The organism is Pseudomonas monteilii NBRC 103158 = DSM 14164 (assembly GCF_000730605.1).
GTDB classification, from domain to species: Bacteria; Pseudomonadota; Gammaproteobacteria; order Pseudomonadales; family Pseudomonadaceae; genus Aquipseudomonas; species Aquipseudomonas monteilii.
In genome coordinates, this window is the sequence record NZ_BBIS01000042.1 from 55,444 (window position 1) to 80,594 (window position 25,151).

A 25,151-nucleotide genomic window follows, 5' to 3' on the forward strand; every position below is an offset into this window, starting at 1 on the left:
TTCGCGGGGTTGCCCGCGAAGAGGCCAGCACAGGCTGAATCAGTGCCCCATGGCCAACTTTGCACTCATCTGCCGACGACGGTAGGCACTGTCACGCGAAGCCAGCCACCAGTACAGCGGCGAGGTAATCGCCAAGCCCACCAGCCAGGACAGGTCAGCCCCGTTGATGTGCTCGGAAATCGGCCCGACATACAGCGGCGTGTTCATGAACGGGGTCTGCACCACGATGCCCACGGCATAGGCGATCAGCGCCTGCGGGTTGTAACGGCCGTAGATACCGCCATCGACCTGGAAGATCGACTGGATGTCGTAGTCCCCCTTGTGAATCGCGTAGAAGTCGATCAGGTTGATCGCCGTCCATGGCACCAGCACCACCAACAGCACCAGCACCATGTCGACGAAGTGGCCGATGAAGTCTGCCGAGGCGAACACCGCCACCACACAGCAGGCCGACAGCACGATCAGCGAAAGTATCGCGCGGCTCTTGGCGGTTGGGATCCAGCGGTAGGCGAAGGTTTGCACCAGGGTGATGATCGACAGCACAGCACCATACAGGTTGAGGGCGTTGTGGCTGATGACACTGAGCAGGAACAGCACCAGCATGACCGGGCCAAGGGTGCCGGTGGCCAGCTTGACCGCGTCCATGGTGTCCATGCCGGCCGGGATCGCCAGTACCGCCACGGCGCCGAAGATGAACGACAGGCTCGAACCCAGGGCTGAGCCCAGGTAGGTGGTCCAGAAGGTCGAGCTGACTTTCACATCCGCCGGCAGGTAGCGTGAGTAGTCCGACACATAGGGCGCAAAGGCGATCTGCCACAGCGCCGCGAGCGACACGGTGGCCAGCCAGCCGGCCAGGTTGAAGCCGCCGCGGGTGAGGAAGTCGTCGCTTTGCACGTGGGTGAAGATGTAACCGAAGCCCACCACGATGCCGATGCCCAGCACCCAGGTGCCGATACGGTTGAGCACGTGGATGAAGCGGTAGCCGATGATGCCGATGATGCCCGAGCCCAGCGCACCGATGACGATGCCCACCGGTACCGGCACGGCGTCGACCACGCCATGCAGCGACTTGCCGGCGAGCACGATGTTGGAGGCGAAGAAACCGATATACATGACCCCGGAGATCACCACCACCAGCAGCGCGCCAAGGGTACCGAACTGGGCGCGGCTCTGGATCATCTGCGGGATGCCCATTTGCGGGCCCTGGGCCGAGTGCAGTGCCATCAACACACCACCAACCAGGTGGCCGACCAGGATGGCGATGATGCCCCACACCAGGTTCAGGTGGAACAACTGCACGCCCAGCGCGCCGGTAACGATGGGCAGCGGCGCGATGTTGCCGCCGAACCACAGTGTGAACAGATCCCTTACCTTTCCGTGGCGGTCTTGCGGCGGTACGTAGCCGATCGTGTGTTTTTCTATGAGGGGTGCCGAATTGGCTGCACTGGTCATGACTGACTCCAAGGCAAGGTAGGGCATCGGGAACTGCCCGGGGGCGTGCCGGCGAAGGGCGACGCGTTCTTGTTGGAGGGATGATGCGGGGCGCGGGGATAACGAGAAATTAGTAAATATGTACCCATAAACCTTAAAAAACCTAAGGCTGACAAAAGCTTAAGCGGTGGACGGTAGCAAGGAGGGTGCCAGTTGGCGGGAGGGCTTGTAGTAGAGGGGTTTGTGGTCTGGCGGGCTGATTTTAGTGGGCTGTGCTGGTGCGCTGCGCCCGTTTTCAGGGCGCAGGCAAAACAGCTACATCGGCAACAACCGATCCTGAATCACCTCTTTCATCACCAAGGTCGAACTTAACCGCTTCACATTGGGAATGCTGGTCAGCTTCTCGTCATACAGCTTCTGAAACGCCGGCAAGTCCTTTGCCACCACGTGCAGCAGGTAGTCCGGGTCACCAAACAGCCGCTGCGCCTCGACAATCTGCGGGATCTCGGCCACTGCCGCTTCAAAGTCCGCCACCGGCTGGCGGGTGACTTCGCGCAGGGTCACGAATACCAGCGCGGCAAAGTTCAGCCCCACAGCGCTCGGCGCCAGGCGGGCGTGATAGCCCAGAATCGCCCCGGACGCCTCCAGTGCCTTCAGGCGCCGATGGCAGGGCGAGAGGCTGAGCCCCACGCGATCGGCCAGTTCGGTCACCGAGAGGCGACCGTCTTTTTGTAGCTCGGCAAGAATCTTTCGATCGGTCCTGTCCATTGAGAAGGATCTTCCAGTAATTGAACCACGAAGGGGAATATACGAAAGAAAATCCCTGAGCGGAATCCGTAATCTTTCGACATCCCAAGGCAGTGGAAAAAGGAAGATTCAAGTGGCTATCAGTGTTCTGACGGCATTCTGGGCCGTGTCGATGCTGTTCGTGATTACCCCGGGGGCAGACTGGGCCTACGCTATTTCGGCGGGCATGCGCGGGCGCTGGGTGATGCCGGCGGTGGCGGGCATGCTGTCGGGGCATTTCCTGGCCACCCTGGTGGTGGCGGCTGGGGTCGGCAGCCTGCTGGCCGGCCACCCGTTGGCGCTGACCTTGCTGACCCTGGCAGGGTGCAGCTACCTGTTGTGGTTGGGCGGCAACCTGTTGCTGAGCCCGGCATTACCCGAGGCCGGGCAGGGCGGTGTGGGAGAATCGGGCTCGCGCTGGGCGTTGAAGGGTTTTTGCGTCAGCGGGTTGAACCCGAAAGTGTTCCTGCTGTTCCTGGCCCTGTTGCCGCAGTTCACCGACCCGCAGTCAAGCTGGCCGGTGCCGTTGCAGATTTTGCTGCTGGGCCTGGTGCACCTGTGCAGCTCGCTGGTGATCTATTCGTTGGTCGGCTATGGCGCCAAGGCGGTGCTGAGCACCCGGCCGGGGGCGGCCAGGCTGGTCGGGCGGGTGTCGGGGGTGGCGATGATCACGGTGGCCTTAGGCTTGATAGTGGGGCAGATCAACTGAGTTCACCGGTTTCAAAAGGCTTCAGATAAACTCGCAGCAGTCCACAGCACAACCAGGATGTGCCCGATGCCCGAGACAACCCAACTGTTAACGTTTGCCCTGATCTGCCTCGGCATGGTGCTGACCCCGGGGCCGAACATGATTTACCTGATTTCCCGCTCGATCTGCCAGGGGCGCAAGGCCGGCTTGATTTCCCTTGGCGGCGTAGCGCTGGGTTTCGTCATCTACATGTTCTGCGCTGCACTGGGCATCACCGCCCTGGTGATGGCTGTGCCTTTTGCCTACGATGCGCTGCGCATTGGTGGCGCGCTGTACCTGCTGTACCTGGCCTGGCAAGCGCTGCGCCCGGGCGGTCGCTCCCCGTTCCAGGTCAAGGACCTGCCGGCGGACAGCCCGCGCCGGCTGTTCACCATGGGCTTTGCCACCAGCCTGCTGAACCCCAAGATCGCCGTCATGTACCTGTCGTTGATGCCGCAGTTCATCGAGCCAGGGCATGGCAGCGTGCTGCTGCAGTCGCTGGTGCTGGGGTCGACGCAGATCGCCATCAGCGTTTCGGTCAATGCACTGATCGCAGTCATGGCCGGGTCGATCGCCGTATTCCTCGCCGGTCGCCCGTTGTGGCAGCAGGTTCAGCGCTGGCTGATGGGGACGGTGCTGGCGGGCCTGGCCGTGCGAATGCTGGCCGAAGGGCGGCGCTGATCGCTAGGCCTCAGGCGGCGGCTCCTGGGGCAGGTACAAGGTAAAAGTGGTGCCCTGGCCCGGCACACTGTTCACCTGCACATCGCCCCCGGACTGCTTGGCAAAACCGAACACCTGCGACAGCCCGAGCCCGGTGCCTTCACCCGGTGCCTTGGTGGTGAAGAACGGGTCGAAGATGCGCTCCAGCAGTTCGGCGGCAATGCCGACACCGCTGTCGCTCACCGAAATCGCCGCGAACTGGCCCGGCTGTGGCGCCTGGCCACGCAGGGTGGGCAGGTGCTGGTCGGCCTGCAGGCGCAGCTGCAAGGTGCCTTCGCCGGCCATGGCATCGCGGCCGTTGAGCATCAGGTTGATTACCGCGGTTTCCAGCTGGTTGAGGTCGGCACGGATATGGCAAGGCGCCTGCGGCAACTGCAGTTCGACCTGGATCCGCGCACCGGTGGCCGTGTCGAGCATGTCGGCCATGGCTTCCAGTCGTGGCCCGACCTCGAACACTTGCGGGCTCAGGGCCTGGCGGCGGGCGAAGGCCAGCAACTGACCGGTCAGCCTGGTACCGCGGTCAACGGTGTCGGACATGGTTTTGAGGTAGCGCTCTCGACGCTGTGCGTCGAGGTTGGGGCGCTGCAGAAAATGCAGCGATGAGCGAATGATGGTCAGCAGGTTGTTGAAGTCATGGGCCACGCCGCCTGTCAGTTGGCCGATGGCTTCGAGCTTCTGGGCCTGGCGCAGCACGGCTTCTGTGTGTAGCAACTGGCTGGTGCGTTCATCCACGCGCTGTTCGAGGGTGGCATTCAGCGCCTCCAGTGCCGCCATGGCCTCACGCACTTCGGCGTGGGCCTTTACCCGCTGGACATGCGCCCAGGAGCGCTCGGTGACTTCGCTGATCAGTGCCTGTTCATAGTGGGTCCACTCCCGTGGCGCCTTGTCGTGGATGGCCATCAGCGCGGTCAGCCGGCCGCCTTTGATCAGGGGCATGCAAATAGTCGCGGTAATGCCGATGGCCTGGAAGGTGGCAGCTTCCTCCGGGGACAGCTCGCTCAGGTTGTCCCGGATGACCAACGGCAGGCCACTGCGCAGGCGGCCGACCGCCAGCTTGCCGAAATCCTCCAACCGATAGCGGCCCAACAGATGCGGCGAGCCTGGCGCCACGGCGTCACCGCAGATGGTGAAACCGTCCTCGTCGGGCTCCATCACCGCATAGGCGCAACTCGACAGTTGCAGGTGTTCGACCAGCAGGCGCGTGGTAGTGGCAAGGATCTGGTCCGGGGCGGTGGCGTCGGCCACGGCACGGCCCAGGTCGTCGAGGAATTTCAGGCGCTGGTTGGCGAGCACGCTGGCGGTGGTTTCGGTGACTGTATCGAGCATGCCCAGCACCTTGCCGTCGTGGTCACGGATGGGGCTGTAGCAGAAGGTGAAATAGGCCCGTTCGGGGCTGCCGTTGCGGTCGATGACGAGCGGGAAGTCTTCGATGTACACCGCCTCGCCGGCCAGGGCGCGGTTGGCCATGTGGCCGATGTCGGCCCAGGCTTCCTGCCACACGGCGCGGAAGGGGATGCCCAATGCCGAAGGCTTCTGCCCGAGAATCTGCGAAAAGGCGTCGTTGTGCAGGGTGAGCAGGTCTGGCCCCCAAAGCACGGCTTGCGGGAAGCGCGAGGCTAGGCACAGGGCCAGGCTGGTTTTCAGCGGGTCGGGCCAGTGCTGCAGCGGGCCCAGTGTGGTGGCGGCCCAGTCGTGGTTGCGGATGCGCTCGGCCATCAGCCCGCCGCCGTCTAGCCATTTTGCCATTTGCTCTGCTGGTCCTTTTGCGTAAGGCCTTAAGGGTGCATCCAGAATAGACGTTTGGCGAGAATTTTTGGTGGCTTGCCGGCGATAGGGCCGATACAGGCTAGCGAATGAAGTGCACCTTGCCAGTGTCGTCATTGCCCATGTAGATGCCATAAACACCGGCCTGCCGTTCGAGGATATAGCGCTCGAGAATCTGCCGGATTGCCGGATAGTAGATCTCGTCCCACGGGATCTCGTCCGGTTCGAAAAACTTGTACGCCAGCGTCTCGGCCCCGTACTGCCCGGTTTCTTCGATGACGATGGCGCGGAAGATGATATACACCTCGCTGATTTTCGGCACGCTGAAGATCGAATAAGGCGAAACGATGTCGGCACGTACGCCGCTTTCTTCCCACACCTCGCGCAGCGCCGCCTGCTCGGTGGTTTCGCCGGCTTCCATGAAACCAGCCGGCAAGGTCCAGGTACCCGGGCGCGGGGGGATGGCGCGCTGGCACAGCAGGTACTTGCCATCGCGCTCGATGATGCAGCCGGCGATGATCTTCGGGTTCACGTAGTGGACGTAACCGCAGCCGTTACAGTGCAGGCGTTCGTGGGTATCGCCTGTGGGAACGCCCCGGGCCAGTTCCGTGGTGCAGTGCGGGCAGTAGCGCGGGGCGTTGGGCATGATCAGCGGCCTATGCGGTTCTTATATACGTGGATCCTTCAGGGCCAGGGGCTCGACCATGTCGCGCACCTTGGCGTTGTCATCCTGCTTTTGACGCAGGTAGTCCAGGGCTACCTTGGCGGCAGCGCGGACGTGGTCGACAGAGGCCTGGTGGGCCACCAGCGGGTCGCCGCCCTTGATCGCCTCGACGATCTTTTCCATTTCGCGGTTGCTGGCGCCACGGCGGTTTTCCTGCGACACCGAGGTGGCACGCAGGTAGCTGATGCGCGCCTGCAACTGGCGCAGCTGCTGGGCCGCCACCTGGTTACCGGAGCCTTCCAGCAGCACATCGTAGAAACCTTGAACCGAGTCCAGCACCTGTTGCAGTTCGCCTTCTTCGAGGGCCTCGCGGTTGACCTCCAGCGCACGTTCCAGGGCACGGATGTCCTTGGCTTTGGCGTTGAGGGTGAACAACTGCACGATCAGCCCTTCGAGCACGCAACGCAGCTCGTAGATGTCGCGGGCATCTTCCAGGGTAATAATGGCTACACGCGGGCCCTTGGCGTCGGCGAATTCCACCAGGCCTTCGGATTCCAGATGTCGCAGCGCTTCGCGCACCGAGGTACGGCTGACCCCAAGGCGGTCGCAGAGGTCACGCTCGACCAGGCGGTCGCCTGGCAGCAGGTGGAAGTTCATGATCGCGGCGCGCAGCTTGTCGAGCACGATTTCGCGCAGGGTAACGGGGTTGCGGTTGACCTTGAAGCTGTCGTCGAGTGGCTGGCGTTTCATCAGGTGCGCTCTTTATGAGGCTGTTGCGCCAACATCGCGGAATACCCCGAACCGAGGCGTTCCATGCAGTGGTTCGAACAGCCCGTTGTTAACGGGTTGGCTCCGCATCGGCTTCGGCAAACGCTTCACGGGCCAGGCGGAAGCTGTCCACCGCCGCGGGTACGCCGCAGTAAATGCCGACCTGGAGCAGGATTTCGCGAATCTGTTCACGGCTCAAGCCATTGCGCAGTGCGCCCCGAATGTGCAGCTTGAGTTCGTGGGGCCGGTTGAGCGCGGAAATCATGGCCAAGTTTATCATGCTGCGCTCTTTGAGCGACAAGCCTTCGCGGCCCCAGACGTGGCCCCAGCAGTATTCGGTGACCAGTTCCTGCAAAGGCTGGGTGAACGCGTCGGCGTTCTGGATCGAGCGGTTGACGTAGTCCTCGCCCAGCACCTGGGTGCGGATGGCCAGGCCTTTCTCGTACTTTTCGTTGCTCATCTGCAGTACTCCGGAATAAAACAGGGGCCGCAACCGAGGGTGAGACGATGAGCGCGGCCCCTAAAAGGGTGATCAGCCAAGCGGGGGCAGGGCGCCCAGCTTGCCTTTGTGGTACACCATCGGCGTTGCCGGCTGCTCGGGCAGCACCAGGTTTTTCACAGCGCCCACGATGATCGCGTGATCCCCGCCGTCATACTCGCGCCACAGTTCGCACTCGATGATCGCCGTAGCCTTGGCCAGCAGCGGGTTGCCCAGCTCGCTCAGGTGCCAGTCGATGCCTTTGGCCTTGTCCTTGCCCTTGCCGGCGAAGGCATAGGCTTCGGCGGTCTGGTCGGCGGACAGCAGGTGGATCGCAAACTGCTTGCTGTCGCGCAGGATCGGGTAGGTGTCGGAGGCGTAGTTGGGGCAGAACAGCACCAGCGCCGGGTCGATCGACAGCGCGCTGAAGGCGCTGGCGGTGATGCCGACGATGGCGCCGTCGGCGTCCAGGGTGGTGACTACCGTGACGCCGGACGGGAAGGAGCCCATCACGTCTTTGTAGATGCCGGGTTCGATCATCTCGTGTTCCTCTTAGCGCATCACGAACGGGTCGGGCATCGGCGCGGTGGACAGGTTGATCCACACGGTCTTCAGCTCGGTATAGGCCAGCACCGAATCGATGCCGCTCTCGCGGCCGTAGCCGCTGTTCTTGAAGCCGCCGATCGGCGCCATGGCCGACACGGCGCGGTAGGTGTTGACCCAGATGATCCCCGAGCGCACGTCGCGGGCCAGGCGGTGGGCACGGCCCAGGTCGCGGGTCCAGATGCCGGCGGCAAGTCCGAACTGCGAGTCGTTGGCGATTTCCAGTGCCTCTTCTTCGGTCTTGAAGCGGATCACCGCAGCAACCGGGCCGAACACCTCTTCTTGCATGATGGTCATCGCGTTGCTGTCGCACTCGAACAGGGTCGGCTCGTAGAACCAGCCGTCACCTTCGACCTCGGCACGCTTGCCGCCCATGTGCAGCTTGGCGCCTTCGGCCTTGGCTGCAGCGACCAGGCCTTCAACCACCGCGAGTTGTTGCGCGGTGGCCATGGGGCCCATTTCGCTGGCGTCGTCCTGCGGGTTGCCGATGCGGATGCGCTTGGCGCGGGCGATCAGGCGTTCGACGAACACGTCGAAGATTTCGTCCTGTACCAGCAGGCGCGAACCGGCCACGCAGCTTTGGCCGGAGGCGGCATAGATGCCGGCCACGGCGCCATTGATGGCGCTGTCCAGGTCGGCGTCGGCAAAGATGATGTTCGGCGACTTGCCACCCAGTTCCAGCGACAGCTTGGCAAAGTTTTCGGCGCTGCTGCGCACCACATGGCGCGCGGTGGCGGCGCCGCCGGTGAAGGCGATCTTGCGCACCAGCGGGTGGCGGGTCAGCGCCGCGCCGGTGCTTGGGCCGTAACCGGTGACCACGTTGACCACACCGGCCGGGAAACCGGCCTCAAGGGCCAGGCGGGCCAGTTCGAGGATGGTCGCCGAGGCGTGCTCGGACGGCTTGAGCACGATGGTGTTGCCGGCGGCCAGGGCCGGGGCCAGCTTGATCGCGGTGAGGTACAGCGGGCTGTTCCACGGGATGATGCCGGCCACTACGCCAATCGGCTCGTGCACGGTGTAGGCGAACAGGTCGGGCTTGTCCAACGGCAGGGTGCCGCCTTCGAGCTTGTCGGCAAGGCCCGCAGTGTAGTGGAAGAACTCTGGCAGGTAGCCCACCTGGCCGCGGGTTTCGCGGATCAGCTTGCCGTTGTCGCGGCTTTCCAGCTGGGCTAGGTGCTCCTTGTTTTCGGCAATCAGGTCGCCCAGGCGACGCAGCAGCTTGCCGCGCGCGGTAGCGGTGATGCTACGCCATTCCTTGCTGTCGAAGGCACGCTGGGCGGCCTGCACCGCCAGTTCGACGTCGGCTTCATCGGCGTCGGGCAGTTGCGCCCAGGCCTGAGCGGTGGCCGGGTTGAGGCTGTCGAAGGTCTTGCCGCTCTGGGCATCGCGCCATTGGCCGTCGATGCACATCTGGAAACGAACGAGGGTCATGCAACAATCCCCTTGGCGGATTCGGTGAGGGTGCGGGCTTGCGCGAGGAAGTCCAGCAGCATCTTGTTGACTTCACGCGGGGCTTCTACCGGCATCATATGCCGTTGCTCGGCGAGGACCACACTGTGCGCCCCAGGAATGCTGGCGGCGAGCTGGCGGGTCATGGCCGGGGTCGAGCCCGAGTCGAGTTCGCCGGTGGCGATCAGCGTCGGCACCTGGATGCTGCCCAGGTCGTTGGCGCGGTACATGTCTTGGGTGGCGAACAGCGAATAGGTGGTGTGGTAGCCCTGCGGGTCGTTGCTCGCCAGCACCTGGCGGATGGCGGCGACCTGCGCCGGGTTGGCAGCCTTGTATTCACGGCTGAACCAGCGGTCCAGGGCGGCGTCGACGTTGGCGTCGGGGCCCAGCTGCGCAGCCTGGGCGGCGCGGGCAATAACGCCGGCGCTCTGCTCGGGGGTGCGGTTGAACACGCTGTTGAGTACCACCAGTGCTGCCAGGCGTTGCGGGTAGTTCAGGGCAAATGCACGGGCAACCAGGCCGCCCATGGAGAAGCCGATCACGGTGGCTTGTGTGATTTGCAGGTGGTCAAGCAGTTCGGCGAGCTGGGCGGCATAGCCTTCCAGGCCGATGTCGGCAGCCGGCAGGGCGCTTTGGCCGTGGCCGAGCATGTCGTAGACGATGACGCGGTAGTCGTTGGCCAGGCCAACGATCTGACCGCCCCACATTTCCTTGTTCAGGCCCACGCCGTGGATCAATACCACGGGTTGGCCCTGGCCGACGGACAGGTAGCTGGTGCCGGCAGGGGTGTGTTCAGCGACAGGCTGAATCATGGAGGGCGCTCCTTGAAGGTCGGGCGCGGCGGGTAAGCACGCCACGCCCCGGCCCCGTTTTGGTTGTTGTTATTGAGCGTTGGCTTTTTCGGCAGCCAGTTCTTCCAGGTCGATGTAGCGGTTGCCGATGCGCGGGTGCAGGCGGCCGCCGTCGGCAGCGCCCAGAACCACGACGATTTCATCGGCACGCGGGGCGTCTTCGATCTGCATTTCCAGGGTGATGTAGTGCGAACGCAGGCCTTCGTCGTCCTTCTGCATCATCGGGATCTGGATCGAGGTGCCTGGGCCGCCACGTTTGTTGGTGAAGCTCAGGTAGCTCTTGGCCTGTACCGCTTCGCGGTAGTGGTTGCCGAAGCGCAGGGTGTGGATCACCGCCGAGGCGTGCTCGATTTCGCCATCGGCGCCCACTACTGCAGCTTTACCGTAGGCTTCGATCTTGTCGGCACCGCCGATGGCGGCAGTCAGGCGCTCGACCATCAGGGCACCCAGCTCCGAGCAGTTGGCGCGGATTTCCGGCTTCAGATCTTCAACGAAACCGCGACCGGCCCATGGGTTCTTGATCACGACGGCCAGGCCGACCATGGTCACCGGCTTGTCGGTGGCCTTGCCGCCTTCGATGCGGGTCTCTTCGGAGTAGGTGACGATCTTGCGGATTTCGAAACTCATGGGTGGCTCCTGGTGAGGGTTATCAGCTCTTGTTGTCTGATGGTATACCATAATATTTGTTGTGCAAGAGGGGGCTGGAAATTTCTCTTGCTGGGAGACGAAAGGTGGCGTGATGCCTTGATTCTTGTGGTGTCTGTACTGGCCTCTTCGCGGGCAAGGCCGCTCCCACAGGGATCGCACAGTCTTCCTGCCTTGCGCCGATTTCATAAAAAAGCCCGCTCACGCAGGCCTCAGAGGCCCACGGGAGCGGGCGTGTCCCGCAATGATTCAGGCAATGGGAATTCAGGCGAACGCCGGCACCACTTCCTTGATGAACAGCTCCAGCGACTTCTTCTTCTCGGCGTGTGGCAGGCTGTTGTCGCACCAGAAGCTGAACTCGTCGACACCGAGCTCCTGGTAGTACTTGATGCGCGCAATGATTTCTTCCGGGGTGCCGATCATGGTGTTCTTGCGGATATTCTCCAGCTCGAACGCCGGCACCTCGGCGAACTTCGACTCCGGGCTTGGCTCCAGGAAGCCGTTGACCGGGGTGGTCTTGTTGCCGAACCAGGCGTCGAAGGTGCGGTAGAAGCGCGAGATGGCCTGGGCACCGACTCTCCAGCCTTCCGGATCGGCTGGGCTGTGTACATGGGTGTGGCGCAGCACCATCAGTTGCGGGCGCGGCACATCCGGGTTGTTGTCGAGGGCGGCTTGGAATTTGTTCTTCAGGTCCAGCACTTCTTCGTCCCCCTTCATCAGCGGGGTTACCATGACGTTGCAGCCGTTGGCCACGGCGAAGTTATGCGAGTCCGGGTCGCGGGCAGCGATCCACATCGGTGGGGTGGCGTTGAACGGCTTCGGTACGCTGGTGGAAGTGGGGAACTTGTAGACTTCGCCGTCGTGGGCGTAGTCGCCTTCCCACAGCTTGCGCACCACCGGCACCATCTCGCGCAGCGCCTTGCCGCCGTCGGTGGCCGGCATGCCGTTGGCCATGCGGTCGAATTCGAACTGATAGGCGCCACGGGCCAGGCCCACTTCCATGCGCCCGTTGCTGATCACGTCGAGCAGGGCGCATTCACCCGCCACGCGGATCGGGTTCCAGAACGGCGCGATGATGGTGCCGGCGCCCAGGCGGATCTTGTCGGTGCGTGCGGCCAGGTAGGCCAACAGCGGCATCGGGCTTGGCGATATGGTGTATTCCATGGCGTGGTGTTCGCCAATCCACACGGTGCTGAAACCGCCGTTTTCGGCCATCAGGGTCAGTTCGGTCAGGTCTTCGAACAGCTGGCGGTGGCTGACCTGTTCATCCCAACGTTCCATGTGTACGAACAACGAAAATTTCATGGGGCTTTCCTCAACGCTTGAAAGGGGCTGGCGCCGGGCGGGGGGGCGCCAGGGGGCTCGATTCAGAATAGGCTTCAGGCAAAGGCCGGCAGGCTGGCCATCTTGCCGCGGCAGTACACCATCGGCCGTGGCGCTTCTGCTGGGACGATCAGGTTGTGCACCTTGCCGACCATGATGGCGTGGTCGCCACCTTCATATTCACGCCACAGTTCGCATTCGATAACGGCGGTGGCGCCGGCCAGGATGGGGTTGCCCAGTTCGCTCAGGGTCCACTCGATACCACTGGCCTTGTCCTTGCCCTTTTTGGCGAACGCATAGGCTTCTGCCTGCTGTTCACCTGAGAGCAGGTGAATGGCGAAACGCTTCTGCTTCATCAGCACAGGGTAGGAATCGGAGGTGTAGTTGGGGCAGAACAGCACCAGCGGCGGATCCATCGACAGGGAGGAGAAGGCGCTGGCAGTCAGGCCGACAACCGAGCCGTCATCGTCCAGGGTAGTGATGACGGTAACGCCGGAGGGGAAGGAGCCCAGGACGTGCTTGTAGACGGTTGCGTCGATCATCGGGTGTACCTCTAAAGGGCTGCGGTGGTCCGCGGTTTTTATCGTTGATGTGTCTGATGGTATACCGTAATACCTAATTTGCAAGCGGAATTTTCAAGCCTGTTTTTTCACGATGAACGGCGCGAACCCACGAATAACGTGGCCTTGAGTGGTGAGGTGGTTTGTCGCAGGCGTTTCACGAGCAGATCAGCGGCCGTTTTTTCCTGCGGATCAGTGTTGTCAAAAGTTTGGAATACCATAATATGGTCCGCAGCTGAGAGGCCGCCCTGGATGCGGTTTCCTTACAACGATAAAAACGACCTTTCGAGCTGAATCCTATGTCCCAACCGTCGTCGCAACACCCGTTTGTCGAGAACCACACGGTCGATTACGTTCCACCTGCCGAGCGCCACGGGAAGGCGCGCGACCTGTTCACTCTCTGGTTCAGTACTAACATTGCGCCACTGCCTATCGTCACCGGCGCCATGGTGGTCCAGGTGTTCCACCTCAATCTGTTATGGGGGCTGATCGCCATTGTGCTGGGCCATCTGGTCGGCGGCGTGGTCATCGCCCTGGCCTCTGCGCAGGGACCGCAGCTGGGCATTCCACAGATGGTGCAGAGCCGTGGCCAGTTCGGTCGCTACGGCGCCTTGCTGATCGTGTTCTTCACCGCCCTGATTTATGTCGGCTTCTTCATTTCAAACATTGTCCTAGCGGGCAAGACCATCCATGGCATCACCCCAAGCGTGCCGATGCCGGGCGCGATCGTGATCGGCGCCCTGAGCGCCACTGCCATTGGCGTGATCGGTTATCGCTTCATTCATATTCTGAACCGTATCGGTACCTGGGTGATGGGGTCGGCACTGCTGGCCGGCTTCATCATGATGTTCGCCCAGGACCTGCCGGCCGACTTCTTCAGCCGTGGTGCATTCAACCTGGCGGGCTTCATCGCCACCGTATCGTTGGGCACCATCTGGCAGATCAGCTTCTCGCCATACACCTCCGACTACTCGCGCTACCTGCCGCGTGAAGTAGGCATCGCCAAGCCGTTCTGGGCCACGTACTTCGGCGCCACCCTGGGCACCATCCTGTGCTTCAGCTTTGGTGCGGTGGCGGTGCTGTGCGTGCCGGAAGGCACCGACGCCATGGATGCAGTGAAGCAGGCCACTGGCTGGTTGGGCCCGATCCTGATGGTGCTGTTCCTGCTCAACATCATCAGCCACAACGCCCTCAACTTGTATGGCGCGGTGTTGTCGATCGTGACCGCGATCCAGACCTTCATGGCCGAATGGACACCGAGCATCAAGGTGCGGGTGTTGCTGGCATCGGTGATTCTGGTGGGCTGCGGGATGGTTGCACTGAATGCCTCGGCGGATTTCATTGGCCACTTCATCGGCCTGATCCTGGCGCTGTTGCTGGTGCTGGTGCCGTGGGCTTCGATCAACCTGATCGACTTCTACCTGATCAAGAAGGGGCAGTACGACATTGCGTCGATCTTCAGTGCTGATGGCGGTATCTATGGCCGCTTCAATCACCACGCGATCATTGCCTACGCCTGCGGGATTCTGGTGCAGCTGCCGTTTGCCAATACGTCGCTGTATGTGGGGCCGTATTCCAACATTGTCGAAGGGGCGGACTTGTCCTGGTTGTTCGGGTTGATCGTCACGGTGCCGCTGTATTACTGCCTGGCGACGCGCGGCAAGGCTGTCGAGAAGGCTGGGCGGGTTGTGAGTGTTAACGACTGATAGATGACTTTTGCTGCAAATGGGGCTGCTTTGCAGCCCCTGTTGTTTCAGTTCAAACCTTGAACTGCGCCACCATGCCGTTCAGGTCCACCGCCAGTCGCGACAGATCCTGCGCCGCCGCACTGGTCTGGTTCGCACCCGCCGACGTCTGCATCGCCAGATCACGAATGTTCACCAGGTTACGGTCCACCTCGCGTGCCACCTGCGCCTGCTCCTCCGAAGCACTGGCAATCACCAGGTTGCGCTGGTTGATCGCCGCAATCGCCTCGGCAATCACCTCCAACGCCTGGCCGGCGGCTTGTGCCACTTCCAATGTGCCCGATGCACGCCCCTGGCTGCTGTGCATCGCCGTCACCGCCCGCTCGGTACCGTTCTGGATACCGGCGATCATCTGCTCGATCTCCGCCGTCGACTGCTGGGTGCGGTGGGCGAGGGCGCGAACCTCGTCTGCCACCACCGCAAAGCCACGGCCCGCCTCGCCTGCGCGGGCTGCTTCGATAGCGGCGTTCAGCGCCAGCAGGTTGGTTTGCCCGGCAATCGCGCCAATCACATCCAGCACGCGGCTGATCTCGTTGGCATTGCTGGCCAGTTGCTCGATTTCGGCCGAGGTGCCCGTTACGTCAGCCACCAGATGCTGAATGGATGCCAGCGCCTGATTGACCCGGTCGCGGCCATCGCGGGTGGTCTGGTCGGCGCCCTTGGAAGCATCGGCAGTGCTGACCGCATTGTTCGCGACCTCTTCGACGGCGGCGGTCATCTGGTTGACGGCGGTGGCCGCCTGGTCGATTTCCGCGCTCTGCTGGTGCAGGCCGCGGCTGGTGTCTTCGGTAACGGTGTGCAGCTCTTCCGAAGCCGAGGCCAGCTGGTCGGACGACGCGGCGATCTTGCGCAGGGTATCGCGCAGGCTTTCCTGCATGCGGGCCAGGGCGCGTAACAGCAAGGCTGGCTCGTCGCGCCCGGTCACGCGTATTTCCCGGGTGAGGTCGCCGGTGGCCACGCGTTCGGCGACAGCCACGGCATCGGCCAGTGGTGCCACGATGCTGCGGGTAAGCACGGTGGCAATGGCGGCCAGGGCAAGCATGATGACCAGCAACGAGGCGATGATGGCGGTGAACGCTTCGTCGGCCACATCGCTGCTGCGCTGCGAGGCGTCTTCGGCACCTTTGCTGTTATAGGCGAGCAGGGCGGTCATGGCCTTCATCATGGTGTCGGCGCGCTGCGTGAGGGGGCCGTTGATCTGCTGCTTGGCATCGTCCATGCGGCCTGCAGCAATGTCCTGCAGCACTTTCACCTGCAGGTCGAGGTACTGCTGGTGTGCGTCATTGAGGGTGTTGAACAGGGCGCGGTCGTCGGCCGCGATGAGGGTGTCGGCGTAGTCTTTCAACCCACCCTTGAGCTCGGCGTTGATGCCTTCGAGCAACTGCAGGTTGCGTGCGCGCTCGGCGGGGTTGTCGTCCAGTGCGGCGCGCAAGGTGATAGCCCGTGCGCGGCCGAGGTTGCTGCTGATGTCACCCAGGGCTACCACGGCGGGCATCCAGGTGACACGGATCTCGTCGGTGGCCTTGTCCATCTGGCGGGTTTCATAGAGTGCGATAAGGCCCATGAACAGGACCAGGATGCCCAATAGGGCAAATACGCTGGCAGCGCGAATGCCGATCTTCATATTCCGTAACTGCATGGAATGCTCCTTGACGGTGGCGTGCAGGCCTCAGGAGCTTGGTCGGAAAGCCGAGTCACCGGTATGGCGCCAGGCTCTTGAGGCGCTGCGGATTAGTAGTGTTACCTCACCCTCTTGAATACTTTTTTGGTTTAAATGATGCCATATGGCCATCATTATTGGACAGTCCAACAATGTAACGACATAATTGACAAAACCGTCGTTTATTGACGGTTTTGTCAGGATCTTGCTGTCAAACGATCGCAATCATCGGGTCGGCAGCAGCCAAGGCCACGGCACTTGGCGTCCGTTGTCACGGGGCAGGCCCATAATTCCTTCACCGCCCCTCATGTTGGCGCCGAAATGCCCCCGGCTGCACCCCCACCGCCTTGGCAAACGCCCGGGTAAACGCCGCCACCGACTGGTACCCCACCTGCGCCCCCACCTGCTCCACGGTATTCCCCGCCCGCAGCAACTGGCTGGCATGGCGCATACGCAGAGCCAGCAGCACCTGCCCCGGCGATTGCCCGGCCAGCTCATTGAAACGCTTGAAAAACGCCGACCGCGACAACCCCGTACAGGCAGCCATGCTTTCCAGTGTCCAGGCCTGTCCCGGTTGCTCGATCAATTGCTCCAGCAAACCGGCAAACGCCGGCTGGCGGGCGAGGGCGACCAGCCCGCCCAGTGACTGCCCGGCAATTACCTGCTGGCGCAGCACGTAGAGGAACAACAGGTGCGTCAGCCGCTCCAGCAACGCCTGCGACGGGCCTGCGGCACGTCGGCACTCTTCCAGAATCAGCTCGAACAGCGCCCGCGCCGCACTGCCGGCGGGGTCTTCGGCGCGCAGCAAGATCCAGTCAGCCAGGCCTTCGACAATCAGCGAAGACAGGCCGGACTGGAAGTGGAAGAAGCCGCAGACCAGCCCTACGCCGTCACTGGCCTCACTGTCCAGCGCCTGCATGGCCTGGCGCGGCTGGGCACAGGCGTCGGCCGGGTCCTGGTCGCTGGACAAGCGATAGGCAAGGTCGCGTAACAGGAATACTGCATCGCCCTTTTCCAAGCGCACCGGTTGCGCCTCGCCGTCGATGTGCAGCCAGCAATGCCCTTGCACCACCAGGTGGAAGCTGGCACGGCCCATGCCTTGGGTGCTGGCGTGCCAGCCACCACAGTAGCGCCCAACATGAAACAGGCTGGCATCGAGCTCCAGGCCCTCTAATAACCAATCGACAAGGTGGCTGGACGAAATCATCTAATACAAACACTCAGGAGCAAGGAAAGGCGACTGATGAATATGGAGGGTAATTCTTATAACCAACAGACTGTAGTGACCCCCATCAAAGGAGACCACTCCATGTCCTCCCGCATTACTTTACACACCCTGCAAAGCGCCCCGGAAGCGGCCCGTCCATTCCTTGAGAATGCCCAGAAAAACTCAGGCTTCATCCCTAACCTGCTGGGTGTGCTGGCCAACGCCCCGGCGGCGCTGGAAACCTACGTGACCGTTTCGGCGCTCAACGGCAAGTCCGAGCTGAGCCTGGCCGAGCGTGAAGTGGTGCAACTGATTGCCGCTACCCAGCATGGCTGCGACTTCTGTGTGGCCGGCCATACTGCTGTGGCACTGAACAAGGCCAAGCTGCCGCAGGAAGTGGTCGATGCCCTGCGTGCCCGGGGCGAACTGCCCGACGCCCGTTACGAAACCCTGGCCGCGTTTGCCCGCGAAGTGATCGCCACCCGTGGCAATGTCAGCGAGGCCACCTACCAGGCCTTCCGCGCAGCCGGCTTCAGTGAAGGCAACGCACTGGAGGTGATTCTGGGCGTGAGCCTCGCAACCCTGTGCAACTTTGCTAATGTTTTCGCCCAGACGCCGCTCAATGAAGAGCTTGGCAAATACCGTTGGCAGCCATCTGCGTAACCCTCCCGTGATAGCGGCCTTGATGCGGTCGTTGTAGAAGCGGCCTTGTGCCGCGAATGGGCCGCAAGGCGGCCCCGGCGTTCCCAAAGGAGCAAGACCATGCAAGATTGCGCATTTCGTCATTGGCTGGATGCCAATGCCGAGGCCATCGACCGGGGCCTGTGCGAACCGCAACAGGTGCTGGCACAGATCGCCGAATCACAGCTGCTGCGCATTGGTGTCGACCCAGCCTTGGGTGGCACGGGCGGGCGGGTGACCGACGCCGTCGAGGCCATCGCCGCGATTGCCAGCCGTTCGTTGGCTTCAGCCTTTGTCTGCTGGGGCCAGCGTGCCTTCATTGAATACCTGTTACACAGCCCCAACCAGCCATTGCGCGAGCGCTTGCTGCCGCGCCTGTTGACGGGCGAACTGGCGGGTGCCACCGGGCTGTCCAACGCCATGAAGTTCCTGTCCGGCATCGAAGCGCTGCAGGTGCGTGGCCGGCCGGTAGCTGATGGGTGGCACCTGGAAGGGCGTTTGCACTGGGTGACCAACCTGCGCAAGAGCGGTTTCGTGGTGGCGGCGGCCATCGAAGACGAAGCCGGCGGTACGCCGTTCGTGGTGGCCATTCCTTCCGAGGCCCAGGGCCTGACACGCTCCGATGACTTGCAACTGATGGGCCTGCAATCGAGCAACACGGCGGCGCTGGCTTTCCACCAGGTGCCGCTGGCGCGTGACTGGTTGCTGCACGAGAACGCCCGGCTTTCCTGGCATTGCAATGCGGGATGGCCATCGGCTTGGCGCGACGGGCGCTGGAAGAGGTGCAGGCGCATCTGCACGGGCGTGCCTCGTTCCTCGATGAAGCCCGTCAGGTACTCAGCGAGCGCCTCGAAAACACCGTGAGCGAGCTCAAGCAGGGGTTGCTCGATGGCCGCTTCCAGCAGCAGCCAGCGGCTTTGTTCAAGTTGCGCATCACCCTGGCTGAAAGTGCCGCCGATGCCGTGCAACTGGAGTTGCAGGCCAGCGGTGGCAAGGCCTACCTCAGCGAGTATGGCGAAGGCTTTGCCCGCCGCTGGCGCGAGTCGGCCTTCGTGCCGATCGTCACCCCCAGCCTGGTGCAATTGCGCGCCGAACTGCAACGCCAGGCGGGCGCCGCATGAGCCACGTGTTGCTCGAAGCTCGCGATGTCAGCCTGGGCTACCCGCGTGAGGGTGGCTGGCAGCAAGTGCTGGCGCAGTTTGACCTGCAATTAGCACCGGGCGAAGTGGTGAGCATTCTTGGCCCCAGTGGCGTCGGCAAGTCCAGCCTGCTGCGGGTGCTGGCGGGGCTGCAGCAGCCCCGTGGCGGCAGCGTGACCTTGCACGGCCAACCCTTGCAGGGGCCGCACCCACGGCTGGCGGTGGCCTTTCAGGACCCGAGCCTGCTGCCCTGGCTGAGCCTGGAGAAGAATGTTGCCTTTGGCCTGGACTTCGCCCGCCAGCCCAAGCTGGATGCTGCCGAGCGGCGCGCGCGTATCGACCATGCGATTGCCGCCGTGGGCCTGGCCCACGCCCGTGGCCAGTACCCGGCGCAGTTGTCCGGCGGCATGGCCCAGCGCACGGCGCTGGCCCGTTGCCTGGCCCGCCAGCCCGAAGTGCTGTTGCTGGACGAACCGTTCGGCGCGCTGGATGAAGTGACCCGGGCCGACATGCAACAACTGCTGCTGCAACTGATCGCTGCTCACAACACGGCGGCGGTGCTGATCACCCACGATATCGACGAAGCCCTGCTGCTGTCCGACCGGGTTCTGCTACTGGGCAACCACCCAGCGCACATCCTCGGCCAATGGCACATCGACTTGCCGCAACCACGCGCGCAGCGGGTTGAAGAACTGGGTGCCTTGCGTATCGAAATCCTCAAAACCCTTCGGCGGGCAAGCCGCACCGTAGAACCTACCCCAACCCCGTTGCCCTCGGAGGCTGTCCATGTGCATGGATGACTGCTGTTCCTCTTCTTCGCGTCGCGATTTCCTCAAGCTTGGCGCCATGCTTACAGCGGCGGGTGCGCTGCCATTGCTGTCGAGCCTGCAGGCGCGCGCTGCCGCCGAGCCGGAGGCGCCGGTGCGCATCGGCTACCTGCCGATCACCGACGCCACGCCATTGCTGGTGGCGCACAACAATCGCCTGTTCGAGGCCGAAGGCATCAAGGCCGAGCGCCCGGTGCTGTTGCGCAGTTGGGCACAGGTGATCGAGGCGTTCATTTCCGGCCAGGTCAACGTCATCCACTTGCTGTCGCCGATGACGGTGTGGGCGCGTTACGGCAGCAAGGTGCCGGCCAAGGTCGTGGCGTGGAACCACGTGGGCGGTTCGGGCCTGACCGTGGCTCCGGACATCACCGACATGAAACAGCTCGGTGGCAAGACCGTGGCCATCCCGTTCTGGTACTCGATCCATAACGTGGTGCTGCAGCAGATGCTCAACGACAACGGCCTGACGCCAGTGTCGAAGCCGGCCAACGCTCAGTTGGCTGCCAACGAAGTCAACCTGCTGGTGCTACCGCCCTCCGACATGCCGCCTGCTTTGGCCAGCAAGCGCATTGCCGGCTACATCGTCGCCGAGCCGTTCAACGCCCTGGCCGAGAACCTCAAGGTTGGCCGCGTGCAGCGTTTTACTGGCGATGTGTGGCGCAACCATGCGTGCTGCGTGGTGTTCATGCATGAGCATGATCTGAACAACCGCCCGGAGTGGTCGCAGAAGGTGGTCAACGCCATCGTCAAGGCCCAGCACTGGACCCGCGACCACCGTGCCGAAGCCGCTGCCTTGCTGTCCAAGGCCGGCCCCAACAAGTACACCCCGCATGAGCCTGCCGTGCTGACCAAGGTGCTGGCCCCGGCCGCCGAAGACCGTGCCGGCTACATTGCCAGTGGTGCCATTCGGCATCAGCAGTGGGACGAAAAGCGCATCGACTTCCAGCCGTATCCGTTCCCCAGTTACACCGAGGAGCTTGTCAAACGCCTGAAAACCACCCTTATCGAAGGCGACAATGCGTTTCTTGCCGGGCTTGATCCGGCGCAGATTGCCCACGACCTGGTCGACGACCGATTCGTGCGCAATGCCATCGCTGCGGTGGGTGGGCCGTCGGTGTTCGGCATTGCCGAGAATTTCGAGCGTAGCGAGGAGTTTGCGGTCTGATGCGCACGCATGTCGTACATGCCGGCCTTGGCTTGGCCGGGTTGCTGGGTTTGTTGCTGTTGTGGTGGGCCGGTGTTGCCTTGTTCGGCCAGGCTGACGGGCTGTCGGCGCGCTTTTCTCCGGCGGCAACCCTGGCCAGCCTGTTCGAGTTGCTGGGGCAGGGTGATGTCTACGGGCATATCTGGGTCAGCCTCAAGCGCATCCTGGTCGGGCTGTTGCTGGCACTGCTCATCGGCGTGCCGCTGGGATTGCTGGTTGGCAGTTACCGGCACCTGGAGGCGGCAACCACCCCGGCGTTCCAGTTCCTGCGCATGATCTCGCCGCTGTCGTGGATGCCGGTGGTGGTGATGCTGATGGGGGTGGGTGACCAGCCTATCTACTTCTTGCTGGCGTTCGCCGCGTTGTGGCCGATTTTGCTGAACACGGCGGCCGGGGTCAGGCAGCTGGACCCACGCTGGTTGCAACTGAGCCGCAGCCTGAGTGCCACGCGTTGGGAGACGTTGTGCAAGGTGATCGTGCCGGGGGTGATTGGCCACGTGCTGACCGGTGTGCGGCTGGCCATTGGCATTTTGTGGATCGTGCTGGTGCCGTGCGAAATGCTCGGGGTGAGTGCGGGGTTGGGGTATTTCATTCTCGATACCCGCGACCGGCTGGCGTATTCCGAGCTGATGGCGATGGTGCTGCTGATAGGTTTGCTGGGGTTTGTGCTGGATGCCTTGGCGCGAGGGCTGCATCGGCGATGGGTGCATGGCTGAGAGGCCAGAGGGGCCAGAGGGGCCTTTTCGCGGGTAAACCCGCGAAGAGGCCCTCGGATCAATGCACAGTCTTGCGCTGTCGCACACATTCTTGGGCTTGAACGGTCAATTCATCCAGCCGCTCGTCCCGCATCTGTTCGGCTTCGATCATCGCATCCTCACCCTGCTGGTTAAGCAGGTAGGTATGAATCTGCAGCACTTCTGTCGTCTGATAAATCGGCGCAATGTCCAACCGCCCGATCAGCGCACCACTGGCCTGCCCGGTACTGCTCATCAGTACCTGCGGCCCATTGGCGGCTACAACTTGCATGCCCATCGCCTCGAACCAAGGCACCTGATTGGCAAAGGCATTCAGTTCCACACAGGCATGGCGCGCCTGCAGGTCGCCCAGCAAGGCGCGTGCGATGCCCTGGCGGCGATGGCTGACGTTTACGGCCAGGAATGCCAGCGCACACGACTGGTCATCGTCCTCGGCCGGCAGCGACAGGGCAAAGCCCAGCAAATGGTCCGGTGCTTCGGCATCCAGTGCCAGGGTTAGCGCCACGGCCAGGCCACGGGTACCGTCCAGCGCTTGCAGGTACTGATGCACTTCCATACCAACGCCGTACTGGTACAGCGGGTACAGCGGGTTGTCGGCGGTGATGGCAACACTGCTCAATTCACCGACATTGTGGATCACCAGTTCGCGGATCTGGTTCTGGAAAGATTCGGGCGGCACGCTGTCGAGGCGGCTCAGGATGAACATCGGGGGGCAGGCTCCGGCGGGTAGGAATACAGCCCACGCCGTGTAGGCGCGGGTTGTACAGTTTAACCGGTTTTGCCCCATCAGCCTTGTGCCTGTAGTGCACCGAGCATCAGGTCGAGGTTTTGCACCGCAGCACCCGAGGCACCTTTGCCCAGGTTATCGAACACCGCAGTGAGCAACACCTGCCCATGTTCGGGGTTGGCGTACAGTGCCAGGCGCAGGTCGTTGCTGTCGTTCAATGCTTCGGGGTCAAGGTTGGCTGCTACGCCTTGTTGGTGCAGCGGCATCACCTGCACGTGGCGGGCCCCCTGGTAGTGCTGCTCCAGGCAGGCCTGCAGCTGATCGGCGCTGACCTGGCCGGGTAGCAGGCGCAGTTGCAGCGGGATGCTCAACACGATGCCCTGGCGGTAGGCCCCATAGCCGGGCATGAACACCGGCCGTGCCGACAGCCCGGCGTGCTGCTGAATTTCGGGTACGTGCTTGTGTGCCAGTTCCAGCCCATACAGTTGCAGGGTCGGTGCCTTGCTCACACCGGGGTGCTCGTGGCGCTCGACCGCCGCACGGCCACCGCCGGAGTAGCCGGAAACGGCATGGATGCCCAGCGGGTAGTCGGCGGGTAGTAACCCAGCCTTGACCAGCGGGCGCAGCAGGGCAATAGCGCCAGTTGGGTAACAGCCTGGGTTGCTGACGCGTTTGCTTAAGGCGATGCGCTCGGCTTGCTGCTCGTCGAGTTCTGGCAGGCCATAGACCCAGCCCGGTGTGGTGCGATGCGCCGAGCTGGCGTCGATCACCCGCACCTGCGGGTTATGGATCGCCGCCACGGCCTCACGGGCGGCGTCGTCGGGCAGGCACAACAGGGCGATGTCAGCGCTGTTGATGGCCTCGCGGCGGCGTTGCGGGTTTTTGCGTTCGGCCTCGGGGAGGGTGAGCAGGCGCAGGTCGCTGCGGCCTTGCAAGCGTGCATGGATCTGCAGGCCGGTGGTGCCTTGGTCGCCGTCGATGAAAACAACAGGGGTGTGCATGGTCAGGGTCCGGTAGGGTTGGGATGACCAATGCTCGCCTGTGGCTGAGTTAATGGAAATTTGAATATCATGATGCTGATGTTCATTTTTACTGAATGAAAGGCCAGCACAGACCATGCGTGAAATCAGCCTCGACCGCCTGCGCACCCTGGTGGTCATCAGCGACTTGGGCTCCTTCGCCGAGGCCGCTCGCCAGCTCAACTTGGCACCGCCCACCATCAGCCTGCATGTGGCTGAACTGGAGTCACGTATCGGTGCGCCGTTACTTAGCCGTGCCCGCGGCCAGGTGCGCCCTACTGCCATTGGAGAAACACTGCTGGCGCGCGCCCGGCGCTTGCTGGCCGACGCTGACCTGGCGCTGGACGAAGTCCGCCGACAGGTCGAGGGGCTGACCGGCCGGGTACGCCTGGGCGCGTCCACTGGTGCCATCGCTCACTTGTTGCCACAGGCACTGGAGCACCTGCGCGTGGAGCACCCGGGGATCGACGTGCAGGTCCAGGTGCTGACGTCCCAGGCATCGCTGGCGCGTTTGCGTGAAGGCGCGCTGGATATAGGCCTTGTGGCCTTGCCGCAAGTCGCCGGCAAAGGGCTGACAGTGACGCCCTGGCGGCGCGATCCGATCCTGGCCTACGTGCCGGTCGACTGGCAGCCACCGGCCCGGGTTACCCCGGCCTGGCTGGCGCAAAGGGCGTTGATCCTCAATGACAGCAGCACCCAGCTCTCGCGAGTGACAGGGGAGTGGTTTGCGGCAGCGGGGTTGTACCCAGAGCCTCGGATCGAGCTGAATTACAACGATGCGATCAAGAGCCTGGTCGGCGCCGGGTACGGGGCGACGTTACTGCCGCAGGAGGGCGAGGCGGCCGAGCTGGACCGGCGCATTGCACGCCGGCCACTGCGGCCTGGGTTGTGGAGGCAGTTGGGTATCGCTTGCCGGGAAGGCCAGGTTGAGCGGGCAACGGCGTATGTGTTGCAGGCATTGGAGCGGTTGCGGCAGTAGCGATTACCGGCTTTACCCTCGCTCTCGTGCCCGCACCACGGTCACCGTCCCGCCACCCACTCCCCAGTTATCGGGAGTTTTCGCCAGGATGGCGGCCACATCGAGATCGAAACCCAAGGCGCATTCACCTGCCTGGGCGACTTCCTTGCCACGGCAACGCTGGTACGCCATGGCGGCGGCTTGATGCAGGCTTACCGCTTTACCGTGCAGGACGCATTGGCCAGCGGCGAGTTGGTGGAGGTGCTTGCTGAGTTTGGCGGGACGACACGGCCGTTCATGTTGATCTACCCGCACGGCCCGCACATGCCGTTGCGGGTGCGGGTGTTCATTGATTTTCTGTTTGCCGAAGGTGCACGGCCCCAGGGCTGAGCCGAAGCGCCGGGGCGTAAGCCCGACTATGCTGTTTGCTGCGTCGAGCCAATGTCATCTCGATGACCCT

At 63.0% G+C, this 25,151-nt stretch carries 24 protein-coding genes and 2 pseudogenes; 10 read left to right on the forward strand and 16 right to left on the reverse strand.

What is annotated here, in order from left to right:
• Positions 1–39: 39 nt before the first annotated feature.
• Together PM2_RS21170 and PM2_RS21175 are read right to left on the reverse strand one after the other, a co-directional pair.
• Positions 40–1,452 (reverse strand): purine-cytosine permease family protein, encoded by a 1,413-nt coding sequence (locus PM2_RS21170; RefSeq protein WP_028699612.1) that lies wholly within the window; start codon positions 1,450–1,452, stop codon positions 40–42.
• A gap of 294 nt (positions 1,453–1,746) precedes the next feature.
• Complete coding sequence (locus tag PM2_RS21175) at positions 1,747–2,199, reverse strand: Lrp/AsnC family transcriptional regulator (protein ID WP_016715700.1); 453 nt, start codon at positions 2,197–2,199, stop codon at positions 1,747–1,749.
• A gap of 112 nt (positions 2,200–2,311) precedes the next feature.
• On the opposite strand from PM2_RS21175, the gene PM2_RS21180 reads away from it, so the two are divergent.
• Both PM2_RS21180 and PM2_RS21185 read left to right on the forward strand, forming a co-directional pair.
• Entirely contained in the window at positions 2,312–2,926 is a 615-nt protein-coding gene (locus tag PM2_RS21180; RefSeq protein ID WP_016715701.1) for a LysE family translocator, read from the forward strand.
• A 66-nt stretch (positions 2,927–2,992) separates the two neighbouring features.
• Complete coding sequence (locus tag PM2_RS21185) at positions 2,993–3,625, forward strand: LysE family translocator (protein ID WP_016715702.1); 633 nt, start codon at positions 2,993–2,995, stop codon at positions 3,623–3,625.
• Between the two features lie 3 nt (positions 3,626–3,628).
• On the opposite strand, the gene PM2_RS21190 is transcribed toward PM2_RS21185, so the two are convergent.
• The 10 genes from PM2_RS21190 to PM2_RS21235 form a co-directional block, all read right to left on the reverse strand.
• Positions 3,629–5,410 (reverse strand): ATP-binding protein, encoded by a 1,782-nt coding sequence (locus tag PM2_RS21190; RefSeq protein ID WP_016715703.1) that lies wholly within the window; start codon positions 5,408–5,410, stop codon positions 3,629–3,631.
• A 100-nt stretch (positions 5,411–5,510) separates the two neighbouring features.
• Positions 5,511–6,074: an NUDIX hydrolase gene (locus tag PM2_RS21195; RefSeq protein WP_016715704.1), complete on the reverse strand. Its 564-nt coding sequence runs from the start codon at positions 6,072–6,074 to the stop codon at positions 5,511–5,513.
• A gap of 21 nt (positions 6,075–6,095) precedes the next feature.
• Positions 6,096–6,842: a GntR family transcriptional regulator gene (locus tag PM2_RS21200; RefSeq protein ID WP_016715705.1), complete on the reverse strand. Its 747-nt coding sequence runs from the start codon at positions 6,840–6,842 to the stop codon at positions 6,096–6,098.
• 88 nt (positions 6,843–6,930) lie between these two features.
• Entirely contained in the window at positions 6,931–7,320 is a 390-nt protein-coding gene (locus tag PM2_RS21205) for a carboxymuconolactone decarboxylase family protein (RefSeq protein ID WP_016715706.1), read from the reverse strand.
• Positions 7,321–7,392: 72 nt separating this feature from the next.
• The gene (locus tag PM2_RS21210) at positions 7,393–7,878 is read right to left on the reverse strand and encodes a flavin reductase family protein (RefSeq protein WP_016715707.1); all 486 of its coding nucleotides are present in this window, start codon (positions 7,876–7,878) and stop codon (positions 7,393–7,395) included.
• A gap of 12 nt (positions 7,879–7,890) precedes the next feature.
• The gene (locus tag PM2_RS21215) at positions 7,891–9,372 is read right to left on the reverse strand and encodes an aldehyde dehydrogenase (RefSeq protein ID WP_016715708.1); all 1,482 of its coding nucleotides are present in this window, start codon (positions 9,370–9,372) and stop codon (positions 7,891–7,893) included.
• Positions 9,369–10,202 (reverse strand): alpha/beta fold hydrolase, encoded by an 834-nt coding sequence (locus tag PM2_RS21220; RefSeq protein WP_016715709.1) that lies wholly within the window; start codon positions 10,200–10,202, stop codon positions 9,369–9,371. The genes PM2_RS21215 and PM2_RS21220 overlap by 4 nt, the downstream gene beginning before the upstream one ends.
• 69 nt (positions 10,203–10,271) lie before the next feature.
• Positions 10,272–10,868 carry an amino acid synthesis family protein gene (locus PM2_RS21225; RefSeq protein WP_003256068.1) on the reverse strand — a complete coding sequence of 199 codons (597 nt, stop codon included), beginning with the start codon at positions 10,866–10,868 and terminating at the stop codon, positions 10,272–10,274.
• A 282-nt stretch (positions 10,869–11,150) separates the two neighbouring features.
• On the reverse strand, positions 11,151–12,191 hold the full coding sequence (locus PM2_RS21230) for an LLM class flavin-dependent oxidoreductase (protein WP_028699611.1): 1,041 nt from the start codon (positions 12,189–12,191) through the stop codon (positions 11,151–11,153).
• A 74-nt stretch (positions 12,192–12,265) separates the two neighbouring features.
• Positions 12,266–12,751 carry a flavin reductase family protein gene (locus tag PM2_RS21235; protein ID WP_016715712.1) on the reverse strand — a complete coding sequence of 162 codons (486 nt, stop codon included), beginning with the start codon at positions 12,749–12,751 and terminating at the stop codon, positions 12,266–12,268.
• A gap of 317 nt (positions 12,752–13,068) precedes the next feature.
• On the opposite strand from PM2_RS21235, the gene PM2_RS21240 reads away from it, so the two are divergent.
• Complete coding sequence (locus tag PM2_RS21240) at positions 13,069–14,475, forward strand: purine-cytosine permease family protein (RefSeq protein WP_016715713.1); 1,407 nt, start codon at positions 13,069–13,071, stop codon at positions 14,473–14,475.
• A gap of 52 nt (positions 14,476–14,527) precedes the next feature.
• On the opposite strand, the gene PM2_RS21245 is transcribed toward PM2_RS21240, so the two are convergent.
• Entirely contained in the window at positions 14,528–16,153 is a 1,626-nt protein-coding gene (locus PM2_RS21245; protein ID WP_025754493.1) for a methyl-accepting chemotaxis protein, read from the reverse strand.
• Positions 16,154–16,469: 316 nt separating this feature from the next.
• Entirely contained in the window at positions 16,470–17,381 is a 912-nt protein-coding gene (locus PM2_RS21250; protein WP_016715715.1) for an AraC family transcriptional regulator, read from the reverse strand.
• Positions 17,382–17,483: 102 nt separating this feature from the next.
• Between PM2_RS21250 and PM2_RS21255 the strand changes: the two genes are divergently transcribed.
• The 5 genes and pseudogenes from PM2_RS21255 to PM2_RS21275 all read left to right on the forward strand — a co-directional run bounded on the left by PM2_RS21255 (position 17,484) and on the right by PM2_RS21275 (position 21,948).
• Entirely contained in the window at positions 17,484–18,044 is a 561-nt protein-coding gene (locus tag PM2_RS21255; protein ID WP_025754491.1) for a carboxymuconolactone decarboxylase family protein, read from the forward strand.
• A 99-nt stretch (positions 18,045–18,143) separates the two neighbouring features.
• Positions 18,144–19,183, forward strand: a pseudogene (locus PM2_RS21260) (acyl-CoA dehydrogenase family protein).
• Positions 19,180–20,001, forward strand: a complete 822-nt coding sequence (locus PM2_RS21265; protein ID WP_016715718.1) for an ABC transporter ATP-binding protein — start codon at positions 19,180–19,182, stop codon at positions 19,999–20,001. Before PM2_RS21260 ends, PM2_RS21265 begins: the two are co-directional and overlap by 4 nt.
• Entirely contained in the window at positions 19,988–21,193 is a 1,206-nt protein-coding gene (locus PM2_RS21270) for an ABC transporter substrate-binding protein (RefSeq protein ID WP_028699610.1), read from the forward strand. Before PM2_RS21265 ends, PM2_RS21270 begins: the two co-directional genes overlap by 14 nt.
• Positions 21,193–21,948: an ABC transporter permease gene (locus tag PM2_RS21275; RefSeq protein ID WP_028699609.1), complete on the forward strand. Its 756-nt coding sequence runs from the start codon at positions 21,193–21,195 to the stop codon at positions 21,946–21,948. Before PM2_RS21270 ends, PM2_RS21275 begins: the two co-directional genes overlap by 1 nt.
• 58 nt (positions 21,949–22,006) lie before the next feature.
• Here the strand turns inward: PM2_RS21275 and PM2_RS21280 are convergent, their stop codons facing one another.
• Positions 22,007–22,693 carry a GNAT family N-acetyltransferase gene (locus PM2_RS21280; RefSeq protein WP_028699608.1) on the reverse strand — a complete coding sequence of 229 codons (687 nt, stop codon included), beginning with the start codon at positions 22,691–22,693 and terminating at the stop codon, positions 22,007–22,009.
• Positions 22,694–22,773: 80 nt separating this feature from the next.
• The gene (gene argC / locus PM2_RS21285; protein ID WP_028699607.1) at positions 22,774–23,715 is read right to left on the reverse strand and encodes an N-acetyl-gamma-glutamyl-phosphate reductase; all 942 of its coding nucleotides are present in this window, start codon (positions 23,713–23,715) and stop codon (positions 22,774–22,776) included.
• A gap of 115 nt (positions 23,716–23,830) precedes the next feature.
• Here argC and PM2_RS21290 point away from each other — a divergent pair, with 115 nt between their 5' ends.
• Complete coding sequence (locus PM2_RS21290; RefSeq protein WP_016715723.1) at positions 23,831–24,712, forward strand: LysR family transcriptional regulator; 882 nt, start codon at positions 23,831–23,833, stop codon at positions 24,710–24,712.
• 30 nt (positions 24,713–24,742) lie between these two features.
• A pseudogene (locus PM2_RS21295) lies at positions 24,743–25,081 on the forward strand (LysR substrate-binding domain-containing protein); the annotation flags it as partial.
• Between the last annotated feature and the right edge of the window lie 70 nt (positions 25,082–25,151).